Consider the following 17,676-nt stretch of genomic DNA (forward strand, 5'->3'; position numbering starts at 1 on the left):
CGACATGGACACGACACGGATGGAAGCACCGAACCTGATCGGCGGCCGCTGGCAGCCCGCGGCGGATGGCACCTGGAGCCCGTCCCGGGACCCCGCCAGCGGCGAGGCGCTGGGCCGCTACGCGTCCTCGGCCCTGGCCGACGGCGAAGCCGCGATCGACGCCGCCCGCGCGGCCTTCGAGTCCCCGGCCTGGTCGCAGAATCCGCGCCTGCGGCAGAGGGTCATGCTGCGCTGGGCCGACCGGCTGGAGGCCCGGGCCGCCGCGCTGGCCGAGCTGCTGACCCGCGAGAACGGCAAGGTGCTGGCCCAGTCCCACGGCGAACTGGCCGGCGCCGTCTCCGAGATCCGCTACTACGCCGGGCTGGCGCGCTACCTGCCCGGCCACGTCTTCGAGGTCGAACCCGGCAGCTTCTCCACCCTCCTGAAAGAGCCGGCCGGCGTGGCGGGCATCATCGTGCCCTGGAATGCGCCGGTGGTGCTGCTGATCCGATCGCTCACGCCCGCGCTGGCGGCGGGATGCACCGCCGTGGTCAAGCCCGCGCCCCAGACCGCGCTCATCACGGCGGCCGTCATCGCCGAGCTGCATGCGGTGGCCGAGCTGCCGCCCGGCGTGGTCAACCTGGTGAGCGAGGACGGCCACGCGGTGGCCCAGCTGCTCGCCGAATCGCCCCGCGTGGACGTGCTGAGCTTCACGGGCTCCAACGGCACCGGCCAGCGCATCATGGCCGCGGCCGCGCCCACCATGAAGAAGCTGTCGCTTGAGCTGGGCGGCAAGTCCTCCTGCCTGGTGTTCGAGGATGCCGACGTGGCGCGCGTGGCGCCGGCCCTGGCGGCTGCCGCCACCATCATCAGCGGCCAGCAATGCACGGCCGCCCGGCGCGTCCTGGTGCACGCGAGCCGCTACGAGGCCATGCGCGAGGCGCTGACCGCCGCGCTCGCGGGCCTCCGGCTCGCGCCCGGCCTGGAAGCCGGCGCGCAGATCGGCCCCCTGATCGACGCCGCCGCCGCGGACGCCGTGGACCGCCGCATCGCCGAGGCGGCGGACGCCTGCGACCAGGTCCTGCTGCGCGGCAGCCGCCAGGGCAACTTCGTCAGCCCCACGCTGGTGGCGCAGCGCGACACCTCGGCCTTCTTCGTGCAGGAGGAGATCTTCGGCCCCCTGGTGGTGCTGGAGCGCTTCGACGACGAAAAGGAGGCCGTGGCCCGCGCCAACCATTCCGAGTTCGGCCTGTCCGCCAGCGTCTGGACCCACGATGGCGCGCGCGCCATGCGCGTGGCCCGGGCGCTGCGCAACGGCACGGTCTGGATCAACGACCACAACAAGCTCTTCGCCGAAGCGGAGACCGGCGGCTACCGCCGCAGCGGCCTCGGCCGCCTGCACGGCTACGACGCGCTGATCGACTTCCAGGAGATCAAGCACATCTACCAGCACGCCGGCGTGGTTTGAGAGCCGACGCATTCCAATCGACAAAGGAGACACAGCATGCAACTCAGCCGCAGAGATTTTTCCGCCGCACTGGTCGCGCCCCTGGCCGGCGCGCTCATGCCCGCCTTCGCGCAGAACGGCTATCCCGGACGCACGGTGCGCATCATCGTGCCGTACCCGGCCGGCGGCTTCAACGACACCCTGGCCCGGGTGGTCGGCAAGAAGCTCCAGGACAGCCTGGGCCAGCCCTTCATCGCCGACAACAAGCCCGGCGGCGGCACCATCATCGGGACCGAGGCGGGCGTCAAGTCCCCGCCCGACGGCTACACGCTCTTCATCGCCAGCTTTCCGACGGTGGTCAACCAGTTCCTCTACAAGAACCTGCCGTACAGCGTGCAGCGCGACGTCGCGCCGATCATCCTGGCCGGCTATGCGCCCAACCTCCTGGTGGTGCGCAGCGACTCGCCCTACAGGACGGTCAAGGACCTGGTCGCGGCGGCCAAGGCCGCGCCCGACCGGCTCAACTATGCCTCGGCCGGCAGCGGCACCTCGCTGCACCTGGCGATGGAATACTTCAAGAGCGTCACCGGCACCCGTATCGCCCACATCCCCTACAAGGGCAGCGCCCCCATGATCACCGACCTGCTCGGCGGCCAGGTGGACGTGATGTTCGACAACCTGCCCAACGCGATGCCCCATGTCCAGTCCGGACGCATGCGTGCGCTGGGCGTGACGTCGCTCAAGCGGCTGGCCGCGCAGCCCGACATTCCCACCATTGCCGAACAGGGCTACCCCGGCTTCGAGATCTCGCCGTGGTACGGCATCGCGGCGCCCGCCGGCACGCCGCGCGCCATTCTCGTGAAGCTCAATGCCGAAGTCGCCCGCATTCTCACCCAGCCCGATGTCAAGGCCATCTTCGCGGCCCAGGGCGTGGAAATCGCGGGCGGGTCGGTGGAGGACTTCGACCGGTACATCAAGGCGCAGAGCGCGCGCTGGGAGCCGATCGTCCGCAATGCCAACATCGCCCTCGACTGAAGGCCGGCCGGTTCGCGCCGGCCTCTACAATCCCGCGCGGCCCACGATCATCGGGCCGCCACGCAGCGATGGACTTCCGCCAGATTCAGTATTTCCTCGCGCTGTTCGAGGACGGCTCCGTGACCCAGGCCGCACGGCGGCTCGGCATCGTGCAGCCCACCCTGAGCATGCAGATCGCGCGGCTGGAGGAGGAGCTGGGCCAGCAGCTGTTCGAGCGCAAGCGCCAGGGCATGTCGCCCACGGCCGCGGGCCGGCACATGTACCGCCTGTTCTCGCCCATCGCCCGCGACTTCACGTCGGCCCGCGCCGAACTGCTGCAGCGCAGCGAGGCCGTCACGGGCCGGGTTTCGCTGGGCCTGCTGTCCTCGCTGGCTGAAAGCGTGCTGCCGGACGCGCTGTCGCGCTTCAGCGATGCCTATCCGCACGTGGAAGTCATGATCGCCGTGGGCTACAGCACCAGCCTGATCGACTGGGTGAGCAACGGCCAGGTCGATGCGGCGATCATCAACCTGCCCCGCGCCAGGCTGTCGCTGGCGGTCGAGCCGCTGGCCGAGGAAGACATGCTGCTGGTGACGGGCAGCGCCTGCGGCCCGCTGCTCCCGCCCAGCATCCGGCTGGCGCGGCTGCCCGATCTGGAGCTCGACCTGATCCTGCCCACGCGGCGCCACGGCTTGCGCGGCGTGCTCGATACCGCCGCGCAGCAGGAGGGCATCACGCTCGCGCCCAAATACGAGGTCGATGTGCTGGGCACCATCGTGCGCCTGGTGGAGAGCACGCGTTTCGCCACCGTCCTGCCGCGGATCGTGGTCCAGCGAGCCGTCAACGAGGGAACGCTGCGGGTCTGCCCCATCCAGTCCCCCCGCATCGTGCGGCAGGTCGTCCGGGTCAGCGATCCCCAACGGCCCCTGGGCACCGCAGCGCATGCGCTGATCGACGCCGTGGCCGATGAGATCCGGCGCGTGCTCGGCGTCGCTGCCTGACGCACTGATTTGGCGGGTTTTGGGTCGAATGTCGCCGTATCCATTGAAAAGTTTGCTATCGATTGCATAGCAATCGCAGTCCGAGCCATCGGACCCTCGGGGAGCCGCCGCCGCGCGCTGGCGCTACAGTCTTCGATCCTCCCCCCTCCTGCGCGCGCCCGCGCGTCCCTGCGATGACCTTGAACGCTGCTGTGCCTTCCCCCCTTCCGGCGCCAAGCCGTCGCCACTGGCTGCAGGCCGCCGGGGCCTCGGCCGCCGCTGCGCTGCTGCCGGGCTGCAGCGGCCCGCCGCCCCCGCCCGAGGGCGGCTTCACCGGCATCGACATGGAGCGCGGCCATGCGCTGCGCGACCGGCTGAGCAAGGGCGAGGCCATCGAGCCCGACATCGTGCGCCGCGCGCAGGTGGTGATCGCGGGCGGCGGCGTGGCGGGGCTGGCGGCGGCGCGCTCGCTGCGCCTGGCCGGGGTGGACGACTTCGTGCTGCTGGAGCTGGAGGACGCGGCCGGCGGCAACAGCCGGGCGGGGCAGGTGGGCGGCATCGCCTGCCCGCTGGGCGCGCACTACCTGCCCGTGCCGGGCGACGGCGCGCGCGAGGTGCAGGACCTGCTGGAAGAACTCGGCCTGCGCCGCCGCGTGGCCGGGCGCTGGCAGATCGACGAGCGCTACCTGTGCCACAGCCCGCAGGAGCGGCTGTTCTTCCAGGGCGCGTGGCAGGAGGGCCTGTTGCCCGTGAACGGCGTGGGCGCGGAGACGCTCGCGCAGTACCGGCGCTTTTCCGAGCGCGTGGCCGAGCTGGGGCGCGCGGCGCGCTTCGCCATGCCCACGTTCAAGCTCTGGAAGCCCGACCAGCCGCAGTCCGCCGCCCTGCGGTCCCTGGATGCGGTGACCTTCGAGGCCTGGCTGGCGCAGGAAGGCTTCAACGACACGCACCTGCGCTGGTACCTGGACTACTGCTGCCGCGACGACTACGGCGCAGGCGCCGCGCGGGTGTCGGCCTGGGCCGGCATCCACTACTTCGCCAGCCGCCACGGCTTCCACGCGCCGGGCGATGCCGCCTCCGAGGAGCGCGAGGGCGTGCTCACCTGGCCCGAGGGTAACGGCTGGCTCACCCAGCGGCTGGCCGCGCCGCTGCACGACGGCGGGCAACTGCGCACCGGCAGCACCGTGCTGCGCATCGAGGAGACCCGGCGCGGCGTGGAGGTGGACGTGCTGCACCACGCCAGCGACAGCATCGAGCGCTGGCAGGCGCGGCGCTGCGTGGTGGCGCTGCCGGTGTTCGTGGCCGCGCGCGTGGTGCGCAACCCGCCGGCCTTCCTCGCGCAGGCCGCGCGGCGGCTGCAGTGGGCGCCGTGGCTCGTGGCCAACCTGCGCACCGACGCCCCGCTCGCGGACCGCGAGGGCGCCGCGCCCGCCTGGGACAACGTGCTCTATGCCGATCCCGCGCCCGGCGGCCTGGGCTACGTGGACGCGGGCCACCAGCGCCTGGACCCGCGCCCGGGGCCCACGGTGCTCACCTACTACCGCGCGCTGGGCGATCTGCCCGACGGCCGCCGCCAACTCGCCGAGCAGCCCTGGACGCACTGGCGCGACGCCATCCTGGCGAGCCTGTCCGTGCCGCACCCGGACCTGCGCGCCCGCGTCACGCGCGTGGAGATCACGCGCTACGGGCACGCCATGTCCATCCCCGTGCCGGGCACGCTGGCATTCTTGAGCCAGATCGGCCGCATGTCGCCGTCGAATCGACGTTATGCGCTATCCAATGGAGAGCGCGTTCCCGCCCTGGCCGCGCCCGCTTCCGCGCGGCTGGCCTTCGCGCACGCCGACTGGTCGGGGTACTCGGTGTTCGAGGAGGCGTTCACGCGGGGCCATGCGGCGGGCCAGTGGGCCTGACCACGGCCACCGCAAACGGGGACCGTTAACACGCATCCGAGATGCACGCCTTGACCCCGAGCGCGGTGGGGGCATGGTGCCGTGGCCTGAAATCGATATGACTTCGATATATCTTATCGAGATCGATATATCTTTTTCTGAACCATGAGAGACCCCGAATTCCTCGACCCGCGCATGGGCCCTCCGGGCATGCGGCGCGGCGGCGGCCGCGTGTTCGGCCATGGCGGGCTGCGCCTCGTGCTGCTGCGGCTCATCGCCGACAAGCCGCGCCACGGCTATGAGCTGATCAAGGCCATCGAAGAGCGCCTGGGCGGCAGCTACAGCCCCAGCCCCGGCGTGATCTACCCCACGCTCACCCTGCTGGAGGAGATGGGCCACGTCACCGTCAGCACCGAGGGCGGCGGCCGCAAGCTGCACACCATCACCGACACGGGCGTGGCGCACCTGCAGGAGCACCGCGAGGAGGTGGACGCGCTGCTGGCGCGCCTGGCCCCCGGCGCGGCGATGCGCGGCGGCGGCCCGCCCGGCGAGCGGCCCGCGCCCGTGGAGCGCGCCGTGCACAACCTGCGGCATGCGCTGCACATGCGGCTGGCGCGCGAGCCGCTGGCCGAGGCCCAGGTCCACGCCATCGCCGACGTGCTGGACGAGGCCGCGCGCCGGATCGAGCGGCTCTGATACGGCTTTGCCATCAAAAAGATAACTGCGTTGCTTCGCTTTGCCGTGCTACTGCACTGTCTGCAGCTTCGCGCCTTGTTCTCTCTTTGATGGCAAACCCGTATGAGAGCGTGAACACGTTCTGAACGCCCCCGCCGCGCGGCCCCGTTGCGCAGCGCGCCGCCAGAGCGCGCCATGGCCCGGGTCCGCGGGCGCCGCCCCGCGATGGATGGCGCTTCCTTTCTTGCCTTCTTCCACCGTTTCCACCGCCGGCCGCGCCGGCAGAAAGCCAGAGCATGACCCCCCATACCTCCGCTTCCCCCGCTTCCCCCGCCGCGCCGCAGCCCTCGCCCGAGCAACTGGCCGCCCGCGCCCTGCAGCGCGTGCGCCACGAGCTGCGTATGCGCACCCTCACCGTGCAGGGTGTCGAGCGCCTCACGCCGCACTGCGTGCGCGTCACGCTCGCGGGCGATGACCTCGCGGGCTTCCACAGCCCCGGCTTCGACGACCACGTGAAGCTCTTCCTGCCCGATCCGGCCACGGGCGCCGTCGTGCTGCCCCGCTTCGACGCGCAGGGCGCGCCGGCCGCCGACGGGCCGCGCCCCACCATGCGCGACTACACCCCCCGCCGCCACGACGCGCAGGCCGGCACGCTCGCCATCGACTTCGCGGTGCACGACGCCGGCCCCGCCACCGTCTGGGCGCTGCAGGCCGCGCCGGGCCAGCACATCGGCGTGGGCGGGCCGCGCGGCTCGCTGCTGGTGCCGCTGGCCTTCGACGGCCACGTGCTCATCGGCGACGACACGGCCCTGCCCGCCATCGCCCGCCGCCTCGAAGAGCTGTCCGCCGGGGCGCCCGCGCTGGCGGTCATCGAGGTGGACGGCCCGGCCGACGAGCAGCCCCTGCCCACGCGGGCCGCCGCGCGCATCCACTGGGTGCATCGCCAGGGCGGCGCGCCCGGCGAGCCCGCGCGGCTGCTGGAGGCCCTGCGCGCCCTCGACCTGCCGGCCGGCGACGTGCATGCCTGGGTGGGCTGCGAGACCTCCGTGGCCAAGGCGGTGCGCGCGCACCTGGTGGGCGAGCGCGGCGTGTTTCCCAAGTGGATCAAGGCCTCGGGCTACTGGCGGCGCGGCAGCGCGGGCGCGCATGAGACCGTGGAGGAGTGAGGAGCACCCCCCCGGGCGGCTGCGCCGCCTCCCCCCCTCTCTGGCTGCGCTGCGCGCTGCCGGAGGGGGGGCGACGCCGGTGGACCGGCGGAGCCGGCTCCACGGCGTCTGCTGGCGTGGCCTGCTCCGCGGCCATCGGATGGGTGGCGCAGCGCCGGTTTCATGTGGCGCGAGACCATGCCGGCGCGAGCCGTCGGTGCCCGATTCGCTCAGCGGCTTTTGGGGGGTGATCCGGCCTCCGTGGCCAGCCCCGCGGCCACGTGGTCGATCCAGGCCCGCGTGCGCGGTGGCAGGAAGCGGTTGGGTGGGTACAGCAGCCAGGCCGTGCCCGAGTAGGCCGTGTCGTGCCGCCAGCCGGCCAGCACGCGCACCAGTGCGCCGCTCTCCAGCGCCGCGCGCGCGGCGAAGCCCGGCAGGCTGGCGATGCCCAGGCCCGCCAGGGCCGCGTCGCGCCGCATCTCGCTGTGGTTGGCCGCGTAGCGCCCGCGCACGGCCACCGTGGCCTGCTCTGCCGCGCGTCCGGCGCCCCGCGCGAAGCGCCAGCGCCGGTCGTGCGCGTCCTCGCCCAGGCAGATGCAGTCGTGCCCCGCCAGATCGCGCGGATGCCGTGGCGTGCCGCGCCGCTCCAGGTAGGCGGGGCTGGCGCAGACGATGTGCTCCACCGCCTCCAGCGGCCGGCCCGCCAGCCCGGGCGGCGGCGCGTCGGTGATGCGGATCGCCAGATCGATGTCCTCGCCGAACAGGTCCACCACGCGGTCGGTGACGACGAGTTGCACGTCCACCTGCGGATGCGCGGCCAGGAAGGGCGCCACCAGCGGGTGGATGCGCTGGCGCGCATAGGCCTTGGGCGCGCTCATGCGGACCAGCCCCTGCGGGGTGGCGCCGTGGTGCGCGTCGGCCAGTTGCAGCACCTCGCGCGCGGCGGCCTCCAGCGCCATGCAGCGCGCGTGGGCCGCGTGGCCCGCCGCCGTCAGCCGCAGCCGGCGCGTGGTGCGCTCCAGCAGCCGCACGCGCAGCACCCCCTCCAGCCGCGCCACCTGCCGGCTCACCGCCGAGGGCGTGAGCCCAAGCGTGCGCGCCGCGCCCGAGAAGCTGCCGGCCGCCACAACGCGGGCGAACACGGCCATGTCGGGCAGGCTGTCGAGGGCTTCATTCGTGCGCATGGGGAATCAATGCTGTGCCGATGGCATGGATTATCGATCCGGGCGCGTGAATCTACGATCCCCGCCATGCCGTCATCCACGCCTTCTTCCTCCCGCGGCCCGGGCCCGCATGCCGCGCTCGTCCCGGGCCTCTCGGGTGCCGACGGGGCGCTGCTGCTCGTCGCCATCGTCTGGGGCACCAGTTATGGCGTGGCCAAGGGGGCGCTGGCGTTCTACCCCGTCTTCGGCTTCCTGGCGGTGCGCTTCCTGCTGGCGGCCGCGCTGCTGGCCCCCGTGGCGCTGCGCGGCACCACGCCCGCCCAGCGCCGCGCCGCGCTGTGCGCGGGGTTGCCGCTCGGGGTGCTGCTGATGGCCATCTTCGTGTGCGAGACCTATGGCGTGGCCCACACCCAGGCCAGCCATGCCGCGCTGCTCATCAGCCTGTGCGTGGTGCTCACGCCCTTCGCCGAATGGCTGCTGCTGGGCCGCAGGCCCGCGCCGGCGGTGTTCGGCGCCGCGGCGGTCTCGTTGCTCGGCGTGGCCCTGCTGACGGGGGGCTGGCGCATGGCGTGGGGCCGGGGCGACGCCCTGGTGCTGGCGGCCGCCGTGCTGCGCGCCCTGGCCGCCTGCGCCACCAGCCGGCTCGCGCGGCGCCACGCGCAGGCCCCCGTGCTGCTGCTGACGGCGGTGCAGTCCGCCGTGGTGGGCGGCGGCTGCCTGCTCGCGGCGGCATCGCTGCCGGGCGGCTTGCCCGCGCTGCCCGGGCAGGCGGCTTTCTGGGCCGCCTGCCTGTATATGGTGCTGGGCTGCACGGTGTTCGCTTTCATCGTGCAGAACCGGGCGCTGGCGCAGGGCGCGCCAAGCCGCGTGGGCCTGCTGATGGGCACGGAGCCGGCCTGGGGCGCCCTGTTCGCGGTGGTCTGGCTGGGCGAGAGCCTGGGCGCCACCGGCTGGCTGGGGGCGGCGCTGATCGTGGGCGCGGCGCTGTGGACGCTGCGCTGGCGACCCGGTGCCCCGTGAGCGCCCAGTAACCGCCCCGTGATCGTGTGGCACCGGGCGCCGGGCATGCGGGCCGCCGTGGATACTGGAGGGCCTCCCCGTTCCCTTCCTTGCGCTGCCCCTGCCCGACCATGCCGACCCCTCCGCCCCGCCCGTCCCCTCCGCCCGCCCGCGCGCTGCGGGCCATCGCCGGCTTCGAGGCGCTCAAGGGCGCGCTGGCGCTGGCGGCCGGCATGGGGCTGCTGGGGCTGGCGCACCACGACCTGCACCGGGTCGCGGTGGCCCTGATCGGGCACGTGGGGCTGGACCCGGGGGCGCACTACCCGTCCCTGCTGCTCTCGCGCATCGACCTCTGGGCGCAGGCGGACCTGCGGCCGCTGCTGGCGGCGGTCTCCGCCTATGCGGCGGTGCGCTTCCTGGAGGCCTACGGCCTGTGGACCGCCCGGGCCTGGGGCGAATGGCTGGGCGCGCTGTCGGGGGCGCTCTACATCCCGTTCGAGCTGCGGCACTGGCTGCACCATCCCACGCTGGCCGCCACCGCCGTGATCGCGCTCAACGCGGTGGTGGTGGGCTATCTGGGGTGGCGGCTGTGGGCGCGCCGGGAGGCCGCGCCACCGGCCTGACACCGACCGGGTGCGGATCGAGGCCGCCCGCCCGGCGCGGCGATTGCGTCACAATCCGACCCCTTGGGCCCGGCGGAAAGCGGCCGAGCGCGAACCGCGCGCCGGGCCTGTCCTGGGGGGAGGTTTCCACATTGACCCATTCGTCCGCTCCGATTCCGGTGCCGCCGCAGGGCGGGGGCGCGCACGTCCCGCCGGCACCGGCCGACGACATGGCGCAGCGCCTGCGTGCGCTGGAGGCGCGCGAGGCGTACCTGCGCTTCGCCGCGCGGGCCGGGCGCCTGGGGCTGTGGGAGCTGGACCTCGACACGCTCGAACTCACCAGCTCGGAGGTCTGCCGCGAGAACTTCGGGCGCGCGCCCGACGAGCCGCTCAGCTACGCGCAGGTGCTGGCGGCGGTGCACCCCGATGACGCCGCGCGCATGCAGGCCGCGGTGGATCACACCATCGCCACCGGGGAGGAATACGCCATCGACTACCGCGTGGTCTTCCCGGACGGGCGCATCCGCTGGGTGAACGTGCGGGCGCAGCGGTGGACCGACGCGCAGGGCCGGCCGATCCGCATGGCCGGCACGTCGCACGACATCACCGAGCAGGTGATCGTCGAGCGCCGCATCCAGGCCATGCTGCAGCTCGACGACAGCTTCCGCCTGCTCGAAGACCCGGCCGACATGGCCTACGAGGCATCGCGCCTGCTCGGCGAGGCGCTGGACGTGGGCCGCGCGGGCTATGGCGACATCGATGCGGGCACGCGCACGCTCCACATCGCGCGCGACTGGACCGCGCCGGGCATCCGCTCGGCCCAGGGCCCGCACCACCTGCCCGACTACGGCAGCTTCGTGGAAGACCTGCTGCGCGGCCACATCGTCGTCATCGCCGACACGGCCACCCACGAGAGCACCGCGCCCCACCCGGAGCCGATGGCCGCCGTGCAGACGCGGGCGCTGGTGAACCTGCCGCTCATCGAGGGCGGCCGGCTGGTGGCGATGCTGTTCATCAACCATCCCGTGCCGCGCGTGTGGACGCCGCCGGAGCTGGCTTTCATCCGGGCGGTGGCGCACCGCACGCGCATGGCCGTGCAGCGCCGCCTGGCCGAGCGGCAGCTGCGCGCCCTCGCCGACACGCTGGAGAGCAAGGTCGAGGCGCGCACGCGCGAGCTGATGGCCACCGAAGAGGCGCTGCGCCAGGCCCAGAAGATGGAGGCCGTGGGCCAGCTCACCGGCGGCATCGCGCACGACTTCAACAACCTGCTCGCGGGGATCATCGCGAGCCTCGACCTGCTGCGGCTGCGCGCCGGGCAGCAGCGCTACGACGAGCTCGGGCGCTACATCGACACCGCGCACCGCTCGGCCAAGCGCGCCGCCGCGCTCACCCACCGGCTGCTCGCGTTCTCGCGGCGCCAGACGCTCGCGCCGCGCGTGGTGGACCTGAACCAGCTCGTCCTCGGCATGCACGAGCTGGTGCAGCGCACCGTGGGCCCGGGCATCGACGTGGTGTTCGGCGCCACGCCCGGCCTGTGGGCCGTGCGCGCCGACGCGGGGCAGATCGAGAACTCGCTGCTGAACCTGTGCATCAACGCGCGCGACGCCATGCCCCACGGCGGCACGCTGCGCATCCTCGCCGCCAACCACCACCTGGACGGCGCCCGGCCGCAGGCCTGCGGCGTGCGGGCGGGCGACTACGTCGCGCTGGCCGTGGCCGATACCGGCGCCGGCATGCCGGCGGAGGTGGCCGCGCGCGCGTTCGAGCCCTTCTTCACCACCAAGCCCATCGGCCAGGGCACCGGGCTCGGGCTGTCGATGGTGTACGGCTTCGCGCGGCAGTCGGGCGGCTCGGCCTCCATCGCCTCGGCCGAGGGCGAGGGCACCACGATCACGCTCTGGCTGCCCCGGCACGACGGCCCGGTGCCGGCCGATGGCGCCGCGCCGGGCGAGGAGGCACCACCACCGCCGCTGGTGCCGGGCGCGCCGCCGGCGGGCGCGCGGGGCGCCGCGCCGTGCATCCTGGTGGTGGACGACGAGCCCGCGGTGCGCGCCATGGTGGCCGATGCGCTGCGCGAACACGGCTACGAGGTCGTGGAGGCCGCGGACGGCCCCGCGGCCCTGGAGGCGCTGCGCGCCGACGGCCCGCTGGACCTGCTGCTCACCGACGTGGGCCTGCCCGGCGGCATGAACGGCCGGCAGGTGGCCGACGCCGGCCGCGTGCTGCGCCCGGGCCTGCCGGTGCTGTTCATCACGGGCTATGCCGAACAGGCCGTGATCGGCGAGCGCGACCTGGAGCCGGGCATGGGCGTGCTCACCAAGCCCTTCGACCTGGGCGCGCTGGCCGCGCGCGTGGCCTCGGCGCTTGTGGGCGCCAGGGCCTGAGAACATGCTCTGAAGGGCGGGCCATCGGATTTCTCCCGCAGGCCAGGGCGTGGCGCAGGCTGCATGAAACCTTCGCCATGCAGACAGAGGCCCATCTCTGTCTCGTCGATCGCCAGCCCGCGTGGGCACAAAAAGCCCCGCGCGGCGCGGCCGGAGGGTGGGTGGCACAATGCCCGGCGCCCTTTTTCCCCTCTCCAGAAAGCACCTCCGCGCCATGTTCACAGGCATCGTCCAAGCCACCGCCACCCTCGCCGACCTGCAGGACCGCGAGGGGTTGCGCACCTTCGTGATCGAGTTCCCGGCGGGCTTCTGCGAAGGGCTCGCCATCGGCGCCAGCGTGGCCGTGGATGGCGTGTGCCTTACGGTGACCGAACTGCGCTCGCCCACCGCCGCAGCGTTCGACGTGATGCTGCAGAGCCTGAACGTGACCACGCTGGGCGGCTACGCCCAGGGGCGGCGCGTGAACGTGGAGCGCGCCGCGAAGGACGGCGCCGAGATCGGCGGCCACCCGCTCTCGGGCCACATCGATTTCCCGGCCGTGCTGGAGAGCGTGCGCGATTCGGAGAACAACCGCGTGTGGCGCGTGGCCGTGCCGCCCGCGTTCCGCAAATACGTCTTCGCCAAGGGCTACATCGCCCTGCACGGCGCGAGCCTCACGGTCTCGGAGGTGAACCGCTCCGAGGGCTGGTTCGAGGTCTGGCTCATTCCCGAGACGCGGCGCGCCACCGTGTTCGAGGCCATGGCGCCGGGCGACCGGCTCAACGTGGAGATCGAGCGCAGCACCCAGGTGGTGGTGGACACCGTGCGCGAAGCCGTCGAGGAAAGCCTGGGCGGCCTGCGCCCGGTGCTGGAGGCGCTGCTGCGCGAGAAGGGCCTGTCGCTGGAGGATTTCGTGCAGCCGCCCGCCGGGCTGCCCCGCTGAGGCCTCCGCGGGCGCCCGAGGGGCCGGTTGGGAGCGTTTCAGGCTCCATGTCGCCGTGTTTGCTGGATTGTTTGCTATTGAAGATGTAGCGTGCGTGCCGAGTGGCGCTCAGGCCGCTATCACCCGGTTGCGGCCCGCGTGCTTGGCGCGGTAGAGCGCCGCGTCGGCCTCCGAGAGCAGGTGGTCCAGCCCCAGCCCGTGGTGCTGCGACGCGGCCACGCCCACGCTCGCCGTGAGCACGGCGCTCCCGCCCGAGGGCAGCGGCACCCGCACGGCCGCGATGGCCTGGCGCAGTTCCTCGGCCCGCGCCAGGCCCGGGATGGCCTCGCAGGGGCCCAGCAGCACCACGAATTCCTCGCCGCCGTGGCGGGCCGCCAGGTCGCCGGAGCGCAGCGCGGCGCGCACCGCCTGCGCCACGGCGCGCAGGGCCTCGTCGCCGGCCGCATGGCCTTCCCGGTCGTTGAAGGCCTTGAAGCGGTCCACGTCGAGCAGCATGACCACCACCCCGAAGCGGTGGCGGTGCGCCTGGGCGATGCGTTCGCGCGCGGCGGTGAAGAACGCGCGCCGGTTGGGCAGCCCGGTGAGGAAGTCGGTGAGCGACTGCTCGCGCAGCTGCGCGATGAGGCCGTCGCGCTCGCGCTCCAGCACCTGGCGCGCGCGCGTTTGGTCCTGCAGGGCGCGCACCGCGCCGATCACGGCGGCGATCTCGTCGTTGGCGGCGGGGCGGGGCAGGGGCGCGTCGAGCCGGTTGTGCGCCAGGGCCTCCAGCGCCCGGGTGGTCTGGACCAGCGGCCGCAGCACCCGCCGGTGCATGACCACCAGCGCGCCCGCCAGCGCCGCCCACAGCGCGGCCGAGGCGGCGACCACGGCCAGCAGGCTGCGCAGCGCGCGCTCGCGCGCGTCGGCGGCTTCCGCCTGGAGGCGGGCCAGCATCCGGTCGCGCAGCTCCAGCACCTTCGCCATCTCGGGCACGTAGCGCGCGGCGAACTCGGCCGCCGTGGTGCCGTAGCGCCCGTCGGTCTCGCCGGCGGCCATCACCGGCCCCACGATGGACTGCATCGCATGGCTGAAGTACCCCTGCTGCACTTCCTTCCAGGCCTGGGCGATGTCGGTCGGCACGTCCTGGCGGGCGAGCCGCTGCTCCAGCAGGAACTCCAGCGCCTGGATGCGCCCGCGCGTCTGCTCGATGGCGCGCCGGTCCTCCGCCGTGAAGGGCTGCTGCCGCGCCAGCGCCGCCGTGAAGTGCGAGCCCAGCAGGCCCGCGTGCTCGCGCAGCTCGGCCGTGACCCGCAGCGCCTGCACGTCGCCGTCCAGCGCCGGCTGGGAGGCGCGCACGGCCTGGATGAGCGCGCTGGTGGCGGGGGCGAGCATGGGCACCACGGCCACCAGCCCATAGACGCTGGCGCGCACCTGCGCGGGCGTGCGCTCGGCCCGGGGCAGCGCGATGGTCGCATCGGCCATGGCCCGGGCCTGCGCGAGCGCCTCGGTGGCCGCGTCCACGTCGCGCGGCGCGGCATCGGCCTGCGGTGCGGGGGCGCGGGCCTCCAGTCTCTCGCGCAGCGCGCGCAAGGCCTGGTCGGTGCGCGCCCGGGCCTGCGCGAGCGCGGCGACGGCCTGCGTGTCGGGCGGGTTGTCGGCCGCGCCCAGCCGGGCATTCGTGGGCCCGCGCTCGCGCGACACCATCTCCGCGGCGACCAGGCCCAGCCGCAGGTCCGCCAGGGCGTGCTCGCCCGCCTCGGCCGCGCGCCACGACCGCCACTCCGCCAGCGTCCCGCGCACGGCCAGCGTGGCCGTCACGGCGGCCAGCAGGATGCCCAGGAGGCGCAGCAGAAGATTCAGGGACATGGCGAGACAGCGGCCTGGCGAGGGCCTGGGTGAAGGGGGCGGACTAAGTCAATGGTTATCGGCTTATGGTTTGCGATGTTGACACTCTATTACATTCGGGTTTCACGGCCCTGTCGCGGGCGGGCGGGCCCACAATGCGCGGGCCGTCGCCTTCGGTGCATCTTCCTCGCCCCCCGGCCTTTCGGCCATTGCCATGAACGCATCCCCCGACGCTTCTCCGCCGGCGCCCACCGTGCGCGCGCTCGTGCCCTCCGACCTGCCCGACCTGCTGGCGGTGCAGCTCGCCTGCTATGGCGAAGGCTTCGTCGAGAGCGGCGAGGTGTTCGCCCGCCGGCTGGCGAGCCCCGTGAACCGCTCGCTGGCCCTGGAGCGCGGCGGCGCGGTGCATGCCTATCTGGCCGCGTACGGGTCGCTGCTGGACAAGGTGACGCCGCTGCACGGCGATTTCGAGGCCCCGCCGTGCCCGCCCGACACACTCTACCTGCACGACATGGCCGTGCGGCCCGACTGCGCCGGCCAGGGGCTGGCCCGCGCGCTGCTGGAGCCGATGTGGCGGCGGGGGCGCGAAGCCGGCCTGCGCCACACGGCGCTGGTCGCGGTGCAGGGCTCCCGGGGCTACTGGGAGCGCCGAGGCTATGCCGTGCGCGCGCTGGAAGACCCGGCGCAGCGCGCCCGCCTGGCGGGCTACGGGCCGCAGGCGGTGTACATGGCGCGGCTTCTGTAGGCCCGGGTGCCGCGGCCCGCTGCCTTGTGGGTCTTGTGGGCCTTGTGGGCCTTGTGGGCCTTGTGGGCCTTGTGGGCCTTGTGGGTTCAATGGGGTACGGGCTCGTAGGGCGCGTGGGCGGGGGTCTCGATCTCGGTGAGTTCCACCGACGAGGGCGCGGGCGCATCGCGCCGCGCGCACCACCGGAACAGCTCCAGCGCGTTGTGGCCGATGCCGCGCGCGGCGTCCAACAGGTCGGCCGGCTTGAGCGACAGCAGCTTCTCGATCCCCGCGCCGGCCGCGTGCCCGATGGGCCCGGGGATGGTCATGTTCAGCACGGCCATCGCCACCGAGCCCAGCAGCATGCCCGTGGTGTCCTTCTCGATGAAATCGCCCGCCGCGCGGTTGGCGACCAGCACCGCGATCATCACCAGGCTCAGGCCGGCGAAGGACTTGAACTCCTCCAGCGCATCTTCGCGCGTCATGTTCGGGTTGTTGGCGTTGTGCAGCATCAGCGCGGCGGTGAAGGCCGCGTCGGAGCCCAGGTCCACCATGCCGATCCTGTCGGGGTACATCAGCGCGGTGGTGGTCAGGCACACCAACGTGGTGAACAGCGCGAGCGCGTTCTTCGCGATCCGGTCGGGGTTGTCGCCGGCTGCGGCCTGCGCGCCGTCCGTGCCCAGCACGCGCTCCAGGTCGGTGGCGATGTCGAGGAAGGCGTTCGCGGCCAGCGTGACCTGCTTGCTGGTGACGGGGCTCAGCTCCTTGCCCTGGTCGAGGAAGCCGGTCTTGCCGTCGCCCAGCGCCTTCTGGCCGGCGCGGGCGCGCTCCAGCGCCTCGGTGAGCAGCGTGCGTGGGGAAGGCGCGCTCTCCGCCGCCGCGGCGGCCGGCTCGTGCGTGGGCGGGTGGGGCGCATGGATGTCCACGTCGCCGTCCAGCGTGCGGCCGGCGGCCGCGAGTGCCGGGTCGGGCACGCCATGGCGCCGCTGGTTGTACATCTCGCGCATCTCCTTGCTGAAGAAGCCGACGAACAGGGCCGTCGTGGAGGCGATGCCCGCGGCCACGTTGAAGCCCGGGTTGGCATTGAGCTGCTGCAGCTTCGGCACGAAGGTGGGCAGCGCGAAGATCGCGGCCTGCACCACGTTGATGTAGTGCCGCGACATGAAATGGTCCATCACGCTGTGCCGGTTCGCGGCCGTGGGCGAGCGCACGGAGCCGACGGCCATCAGGGCCGTCTTCGCGTAGAGGCCGGCCAGCTCGGCCTCGAACTGGTTCTGGTGGCTGTAGGCCGGGATGGCCACGGGCACGGCCGGCAGCAGCGTGTTCATGGCCAGGTAGACGGCGGCGCGGCGCGCGAGCGGCTGCTCCGTCTCCAGGGCATCGAGCGTGGACTCCAGGTGCGCGAGCTTGCCCTCGAAGTGCTGGCGCAGCCCCTCGGGGACCGCCGGGTCCTGCAGCCTGGCGCGCAGTTCGCCCGTGCCCTCGCGCAGCTCGGGCAGGGTGCTGCCGGCGGGCAGCGGAGCGCTTTCGGCATCGCCCCGGCCCCGCAGGGCCTGCATGAACTCGGCATCGTCGCCCCGCATCAGCACCGTGCGCGCATCGGCCAGCCGCGCGGCGGCCTTGGCCGCGTTGCGTGCGCGGGTCCACACGCCGGTGGCGGCGCTCGCCTGCGCTTCCTGGGGGGTGGCGCTCGCGGTGCTGTCGTGGCTGGACGTGCGCGACAGGGTGGGCGAGGGCGTCGGCGAGCGCGGCGGCGTGGCGCCGCCCGCGCCGCGCCCGGAGCCCTGCGCGGAGGGCATGCCCTCGGGTGAGGCGAGGCGGGCTGGCGTGCGGGCCGGGCTGGAGGGCGCAGAGGTCTCCGTGGCGGCCGGCGGAACCATGGCGGCCGTGGGCGAGGTGGGACGGGGGGCTTGGATCGATGGCATGGGA

The 17,676-nt window shown here is 73.5% G+C and carries 14 protein-coding genes; 11 read left to right on the plus strand and 3 right to left on the minus strand.

Annotation, left to right across the window (positions count from 1 at the left end; genetic code table 11):
• The first annotated feature begins 4 nt into the window (after positions 1-4).
• The 6 genes from AX018_RS05510 (at position 5) to AX018_RS05535 (ending at position 7,150) form a co-directional block, all read left to right on the plus strand.
• Positions 5-1,447: an aldehyde dehydrogenase family protein gene (locus tag AX018_RS05510; RefSeq protein WP_245951446.1), complete on the plus strand. Its 1,443-nt coding sequence runs from the start codon at positions 5-7 to the stop codon at positions 1,445-1,447.
• Between the two features lie 36 nt (positions 1,448-1,483).
• Positions 1,484-2,461, plus strand: a complete 978-nt coding sequence (locus AX018_RS05515; RefSeq protein WP_111876305.1) for a Bug family tripartite tricarboxylate transporter substrate binding protein — start codon at positions 1,484-1,486, stop codon at positions 2,459-2,461.
• Between the two features lie 68 nt (positions 2,462-2,529).
• The gene (locus AX018_RS05520) at positions 2,530-3,441 is read left to right on the plus strand and encodes a LysR family transcriptional regulator (RefSeq protein ID WP_111876306.1); all 912 of its coding nucleotides are present in this window, start codon (positions 2,530-2,532) and stop codon (positions 3,439-3,441) included.
• Positions 3,442-3,614: 173 nt separating this feature from the next.
• Positions 3,615-5,330, plus strand: coding sequence for an FAD-dependent oxidoreductase (locus tag AX018_RS05525; protein ID WP_111876307.1), 1,716 nt, complete (start codon positions 3,615-3,617; stop codon positions 5,328-5,330).
• Between the two features lie 144 nt (positions 5,331-5,474).
• On the plus strand, positions 5,475-6,005 hold the full coding sequence (locus tag AX018_RS05530) for a PadR family transcriptional regulator (RefSeq protein ID WP_111876308.1): 531 nt from the start codon (positions 5,475-5,477) through the stop codon (positions 6,003-6,005).
• 275 nt (positions 6,006-6,280) lie between these two features.
• A complete protein-coding gene (locus AX018_RS05535; protein WP_111876309.1) occupies positions 6,281-7,150 on the plus strand; it encodes a siderophore-interacting protein in 870 nt (289 codons plus the stop codon).
• Positions 7,151-7,359: 209 nt separating this feature from the next.
• Here the strand turns inward: AX018_RS05535 and AX018_RS05540 are convergent, their stop codons facing one another.
• Positions 7,360-8,313 carry a LysR family transcriptional regulator gene (locus AX018_RS05540; RefSeq protein WP_111876310.1) on the minus strand — a complete coding sequence of 318 codons (954 nt, stop codon included), beginning with the start codon at positions 8,311-8,313 and terminating at the stop codon, positions 7,360-7,362.
• A gap of 66 nt (positions 8,314-8,379) precedes the next feature.
• On the opposite strand from AX018_RS05540, the gene AX018_RS05545 reads away from it, so the two are divergent.
• The 4 genes from AX018_RS05545 (at position 8,380) to AX018_RS05560 (ending at position 13,199) form a co-directional block, all read left to right on the plus strand.
• Positions 8,380-9,312, plus strand: a complete 933-nt coding sequence (locus tag AX018_RS05545) for a DMT family transporter (protein WP_111876311.1) — start codon at positions 8,380-8,382, stop codon at positions 9,310-9,312.
• Positions 9,313-9,422: 110 nt separating this feature from the next.
• Complete coding sequence (locus tag AX018_RS05550; RefSeq protein WP_111876312.1) at positions 9,423-9,914, plus strand: DUF2127 domain-containing protein; 492 nt, start codon at positions 9,423-9,425, stop codon at positions 9,912-9,914.
• Between the two features lie 131 nt (positions 9,915-10,045).
• Positions 10,046-12,277, plus strand: a complete 2,232-nt coding sequence (locus AX018_RS05555; protein ID WP_245951447.1) for a response regulator — start codon at positions 10,046-10,048, stop codon at positions 12,275-12,277.
• A 214-nt stretch (positions 12,278-12,491) separates the two neighbouring features.
• Positions 12,492-13,199, plus strand: a complete 708-nt coding sequence (locus AX018_RS05560; RefSeq protein ID WP_111876313.1) for a riboflavin synthase subunit alpha — start codon at positions 12,492-12,494, stop codon at positions 13,197-13,199.
• Positions 13,200-13,307: 108 nt separating this feature from the next.
• Here AX018_RS05560 and AX018_RS05565 read toward each other — a convergent pair whose 3' ends face one another.
• Positions 13,308-15,044 carry a GGDEF domain-containing protein gene (locus AX018_RS05565; protein WP_111876314.1) on the minus strand — a complete coding sequence of 579 codons (1,737 nt, stop codon included), beginning with the start codon at positions 15,042-15,044 and terminating at the stop codon, positions 13,308-13,310.
• 193 nt (positions 15,045-15,237) lie between these two features.
• Between AX018_RS05565 and AX018_RS05570 the strand changes: the two genes are divergently transcribed.
• The gene (locus AX018_RS05570) at positions 15,238-15,768 is read left to right on the plus strand and encodes a GNAT family N-acetyltransferase (RefSeq protein ID WP_211322375.1); all 531 of its coding nucleotides are present in this window, start codon (positions 15,238-15,240) and stop codon (positions 15,766-15,768) included.
• Between the two features lie 86 nt (positions 15,769-15,854).
• On the opposite strand, the gene AX018_RS05575 is transcribed toward AX018_RS05570, so the two are convergent.
• Positions 15,855-17,672: a hypothetical protein gene (locus tag AX018_RS05575; RefSeq protein WP_245951448.1), complete on the minus strand. Its 1,818-nt coding sequence runs from the start codon at positions 17,670-17,672 to the stop codon at positions 15,855-15,857.
• Between the last annotated feature and the right edge of the window lie 4 nt (positions 17,673-17,676).

This window comes from Paracidovorax anthurii (genome assembly GCF_003269065.1).
Lineage (GTDB): Bacteria > Pseudomonadota > Gammaproteobacteria > Burkholderiales > Burkholderiaceae_C > Paracidovorax > Paracidovorax anthurii.

Bases quoted from the DNA above. Each gene is read 5' to 3' on its own strand.
- AX018_RS05510 (WP_245951446.1), top strand. From the start codon at position 5: ATGGACACGACACGGATGGAAGCACCGAACCTGATCGGCGGCCGCTGG.
- AX018_RS05515 (WP_111876305.1), top strand. From the start codon at position 1,484: ATGCAACTCAGCCGCAGAGATTTTTCCGCCGCACTGGTCGCGCCCCTG.
- AX018_RS05520 (WP_111876306.1), top strand. From the start codon at position 2,530: ATGGACTTCCGCCAGATTCAGTATTTCCTCGCGCTGTTCGAGGACGGC.
- AX018_RS05525 (WP_111876307.1), top strand. From the start codon at position 3,615: ATGACCTTGAACGCTGCTGTGCCTTCCCCCCTTCCGGCGCCAAGCCGT.
- AX018_RS05530 (WP_111876308.1), top strand. From the start codon at position 5,475: ATGAGAGACCCCGAATTCCTCGACCCGCGCATGGGCCCTCCGGGCATG.
- AX018_RS05535 (WP_111876309.1), top strand. From the start codon at position 6,281: ATGACCCCCCATACCTCCGCTTCCCCCGCTTCCCCCGCCGCGCCGCAG.
- AX018_RS05540 (WP_111876310.1), bottom strand. From the start codon at position 8,313: ATGCGCACGAATGAAGCCCTCGACAGCCTGCCCGACATGGCCGTGTTC.
- AX018_RS05545 (WP_111876311.1), top strand. From the start codon at position 8,380: ATGCCGTCATCCACGCCTTCTTCCTCCCGCGGCCCGGGCCCGCATGCC.
- AX018_RS05550 (WP_111876312.1), top strand. From the start codon at position 9,423: ATGCCGACCCCTCCGCCCCGCCCGTCCCCTCCGCCCGCCCGCGCGCTG.
- AX018_RS05560 (WP_111876313.1), top strand. From the start codon at position 12,492: ATGTTCACAGGCATCGTCCAAGCCACCGCCACCCTCGCCGACCTGCAG.
- AX018_RS05565 (WP_111876314.1), bottom strand. From the start codon at position 15,044: ATGTCCCTGAATCTTCTGCTGCGCCTCCTGGGCATCCTGCTGGCCGCC.
- AX018_RS05570 (WP_211322375.1), top strand. From the start codon at position 15,238: ATGAACGCATCCCCCGACGCTTCTCCGCCGGCGCCCACCGTGCGCGCG.
- AX018_RS05575 (WP_245951448.1), bottom strand. From the start codon at position 17,672: ATGCCATCGATCCAAGCCCCCCGTCCCACCTCGCCCACGGCCGCCATG.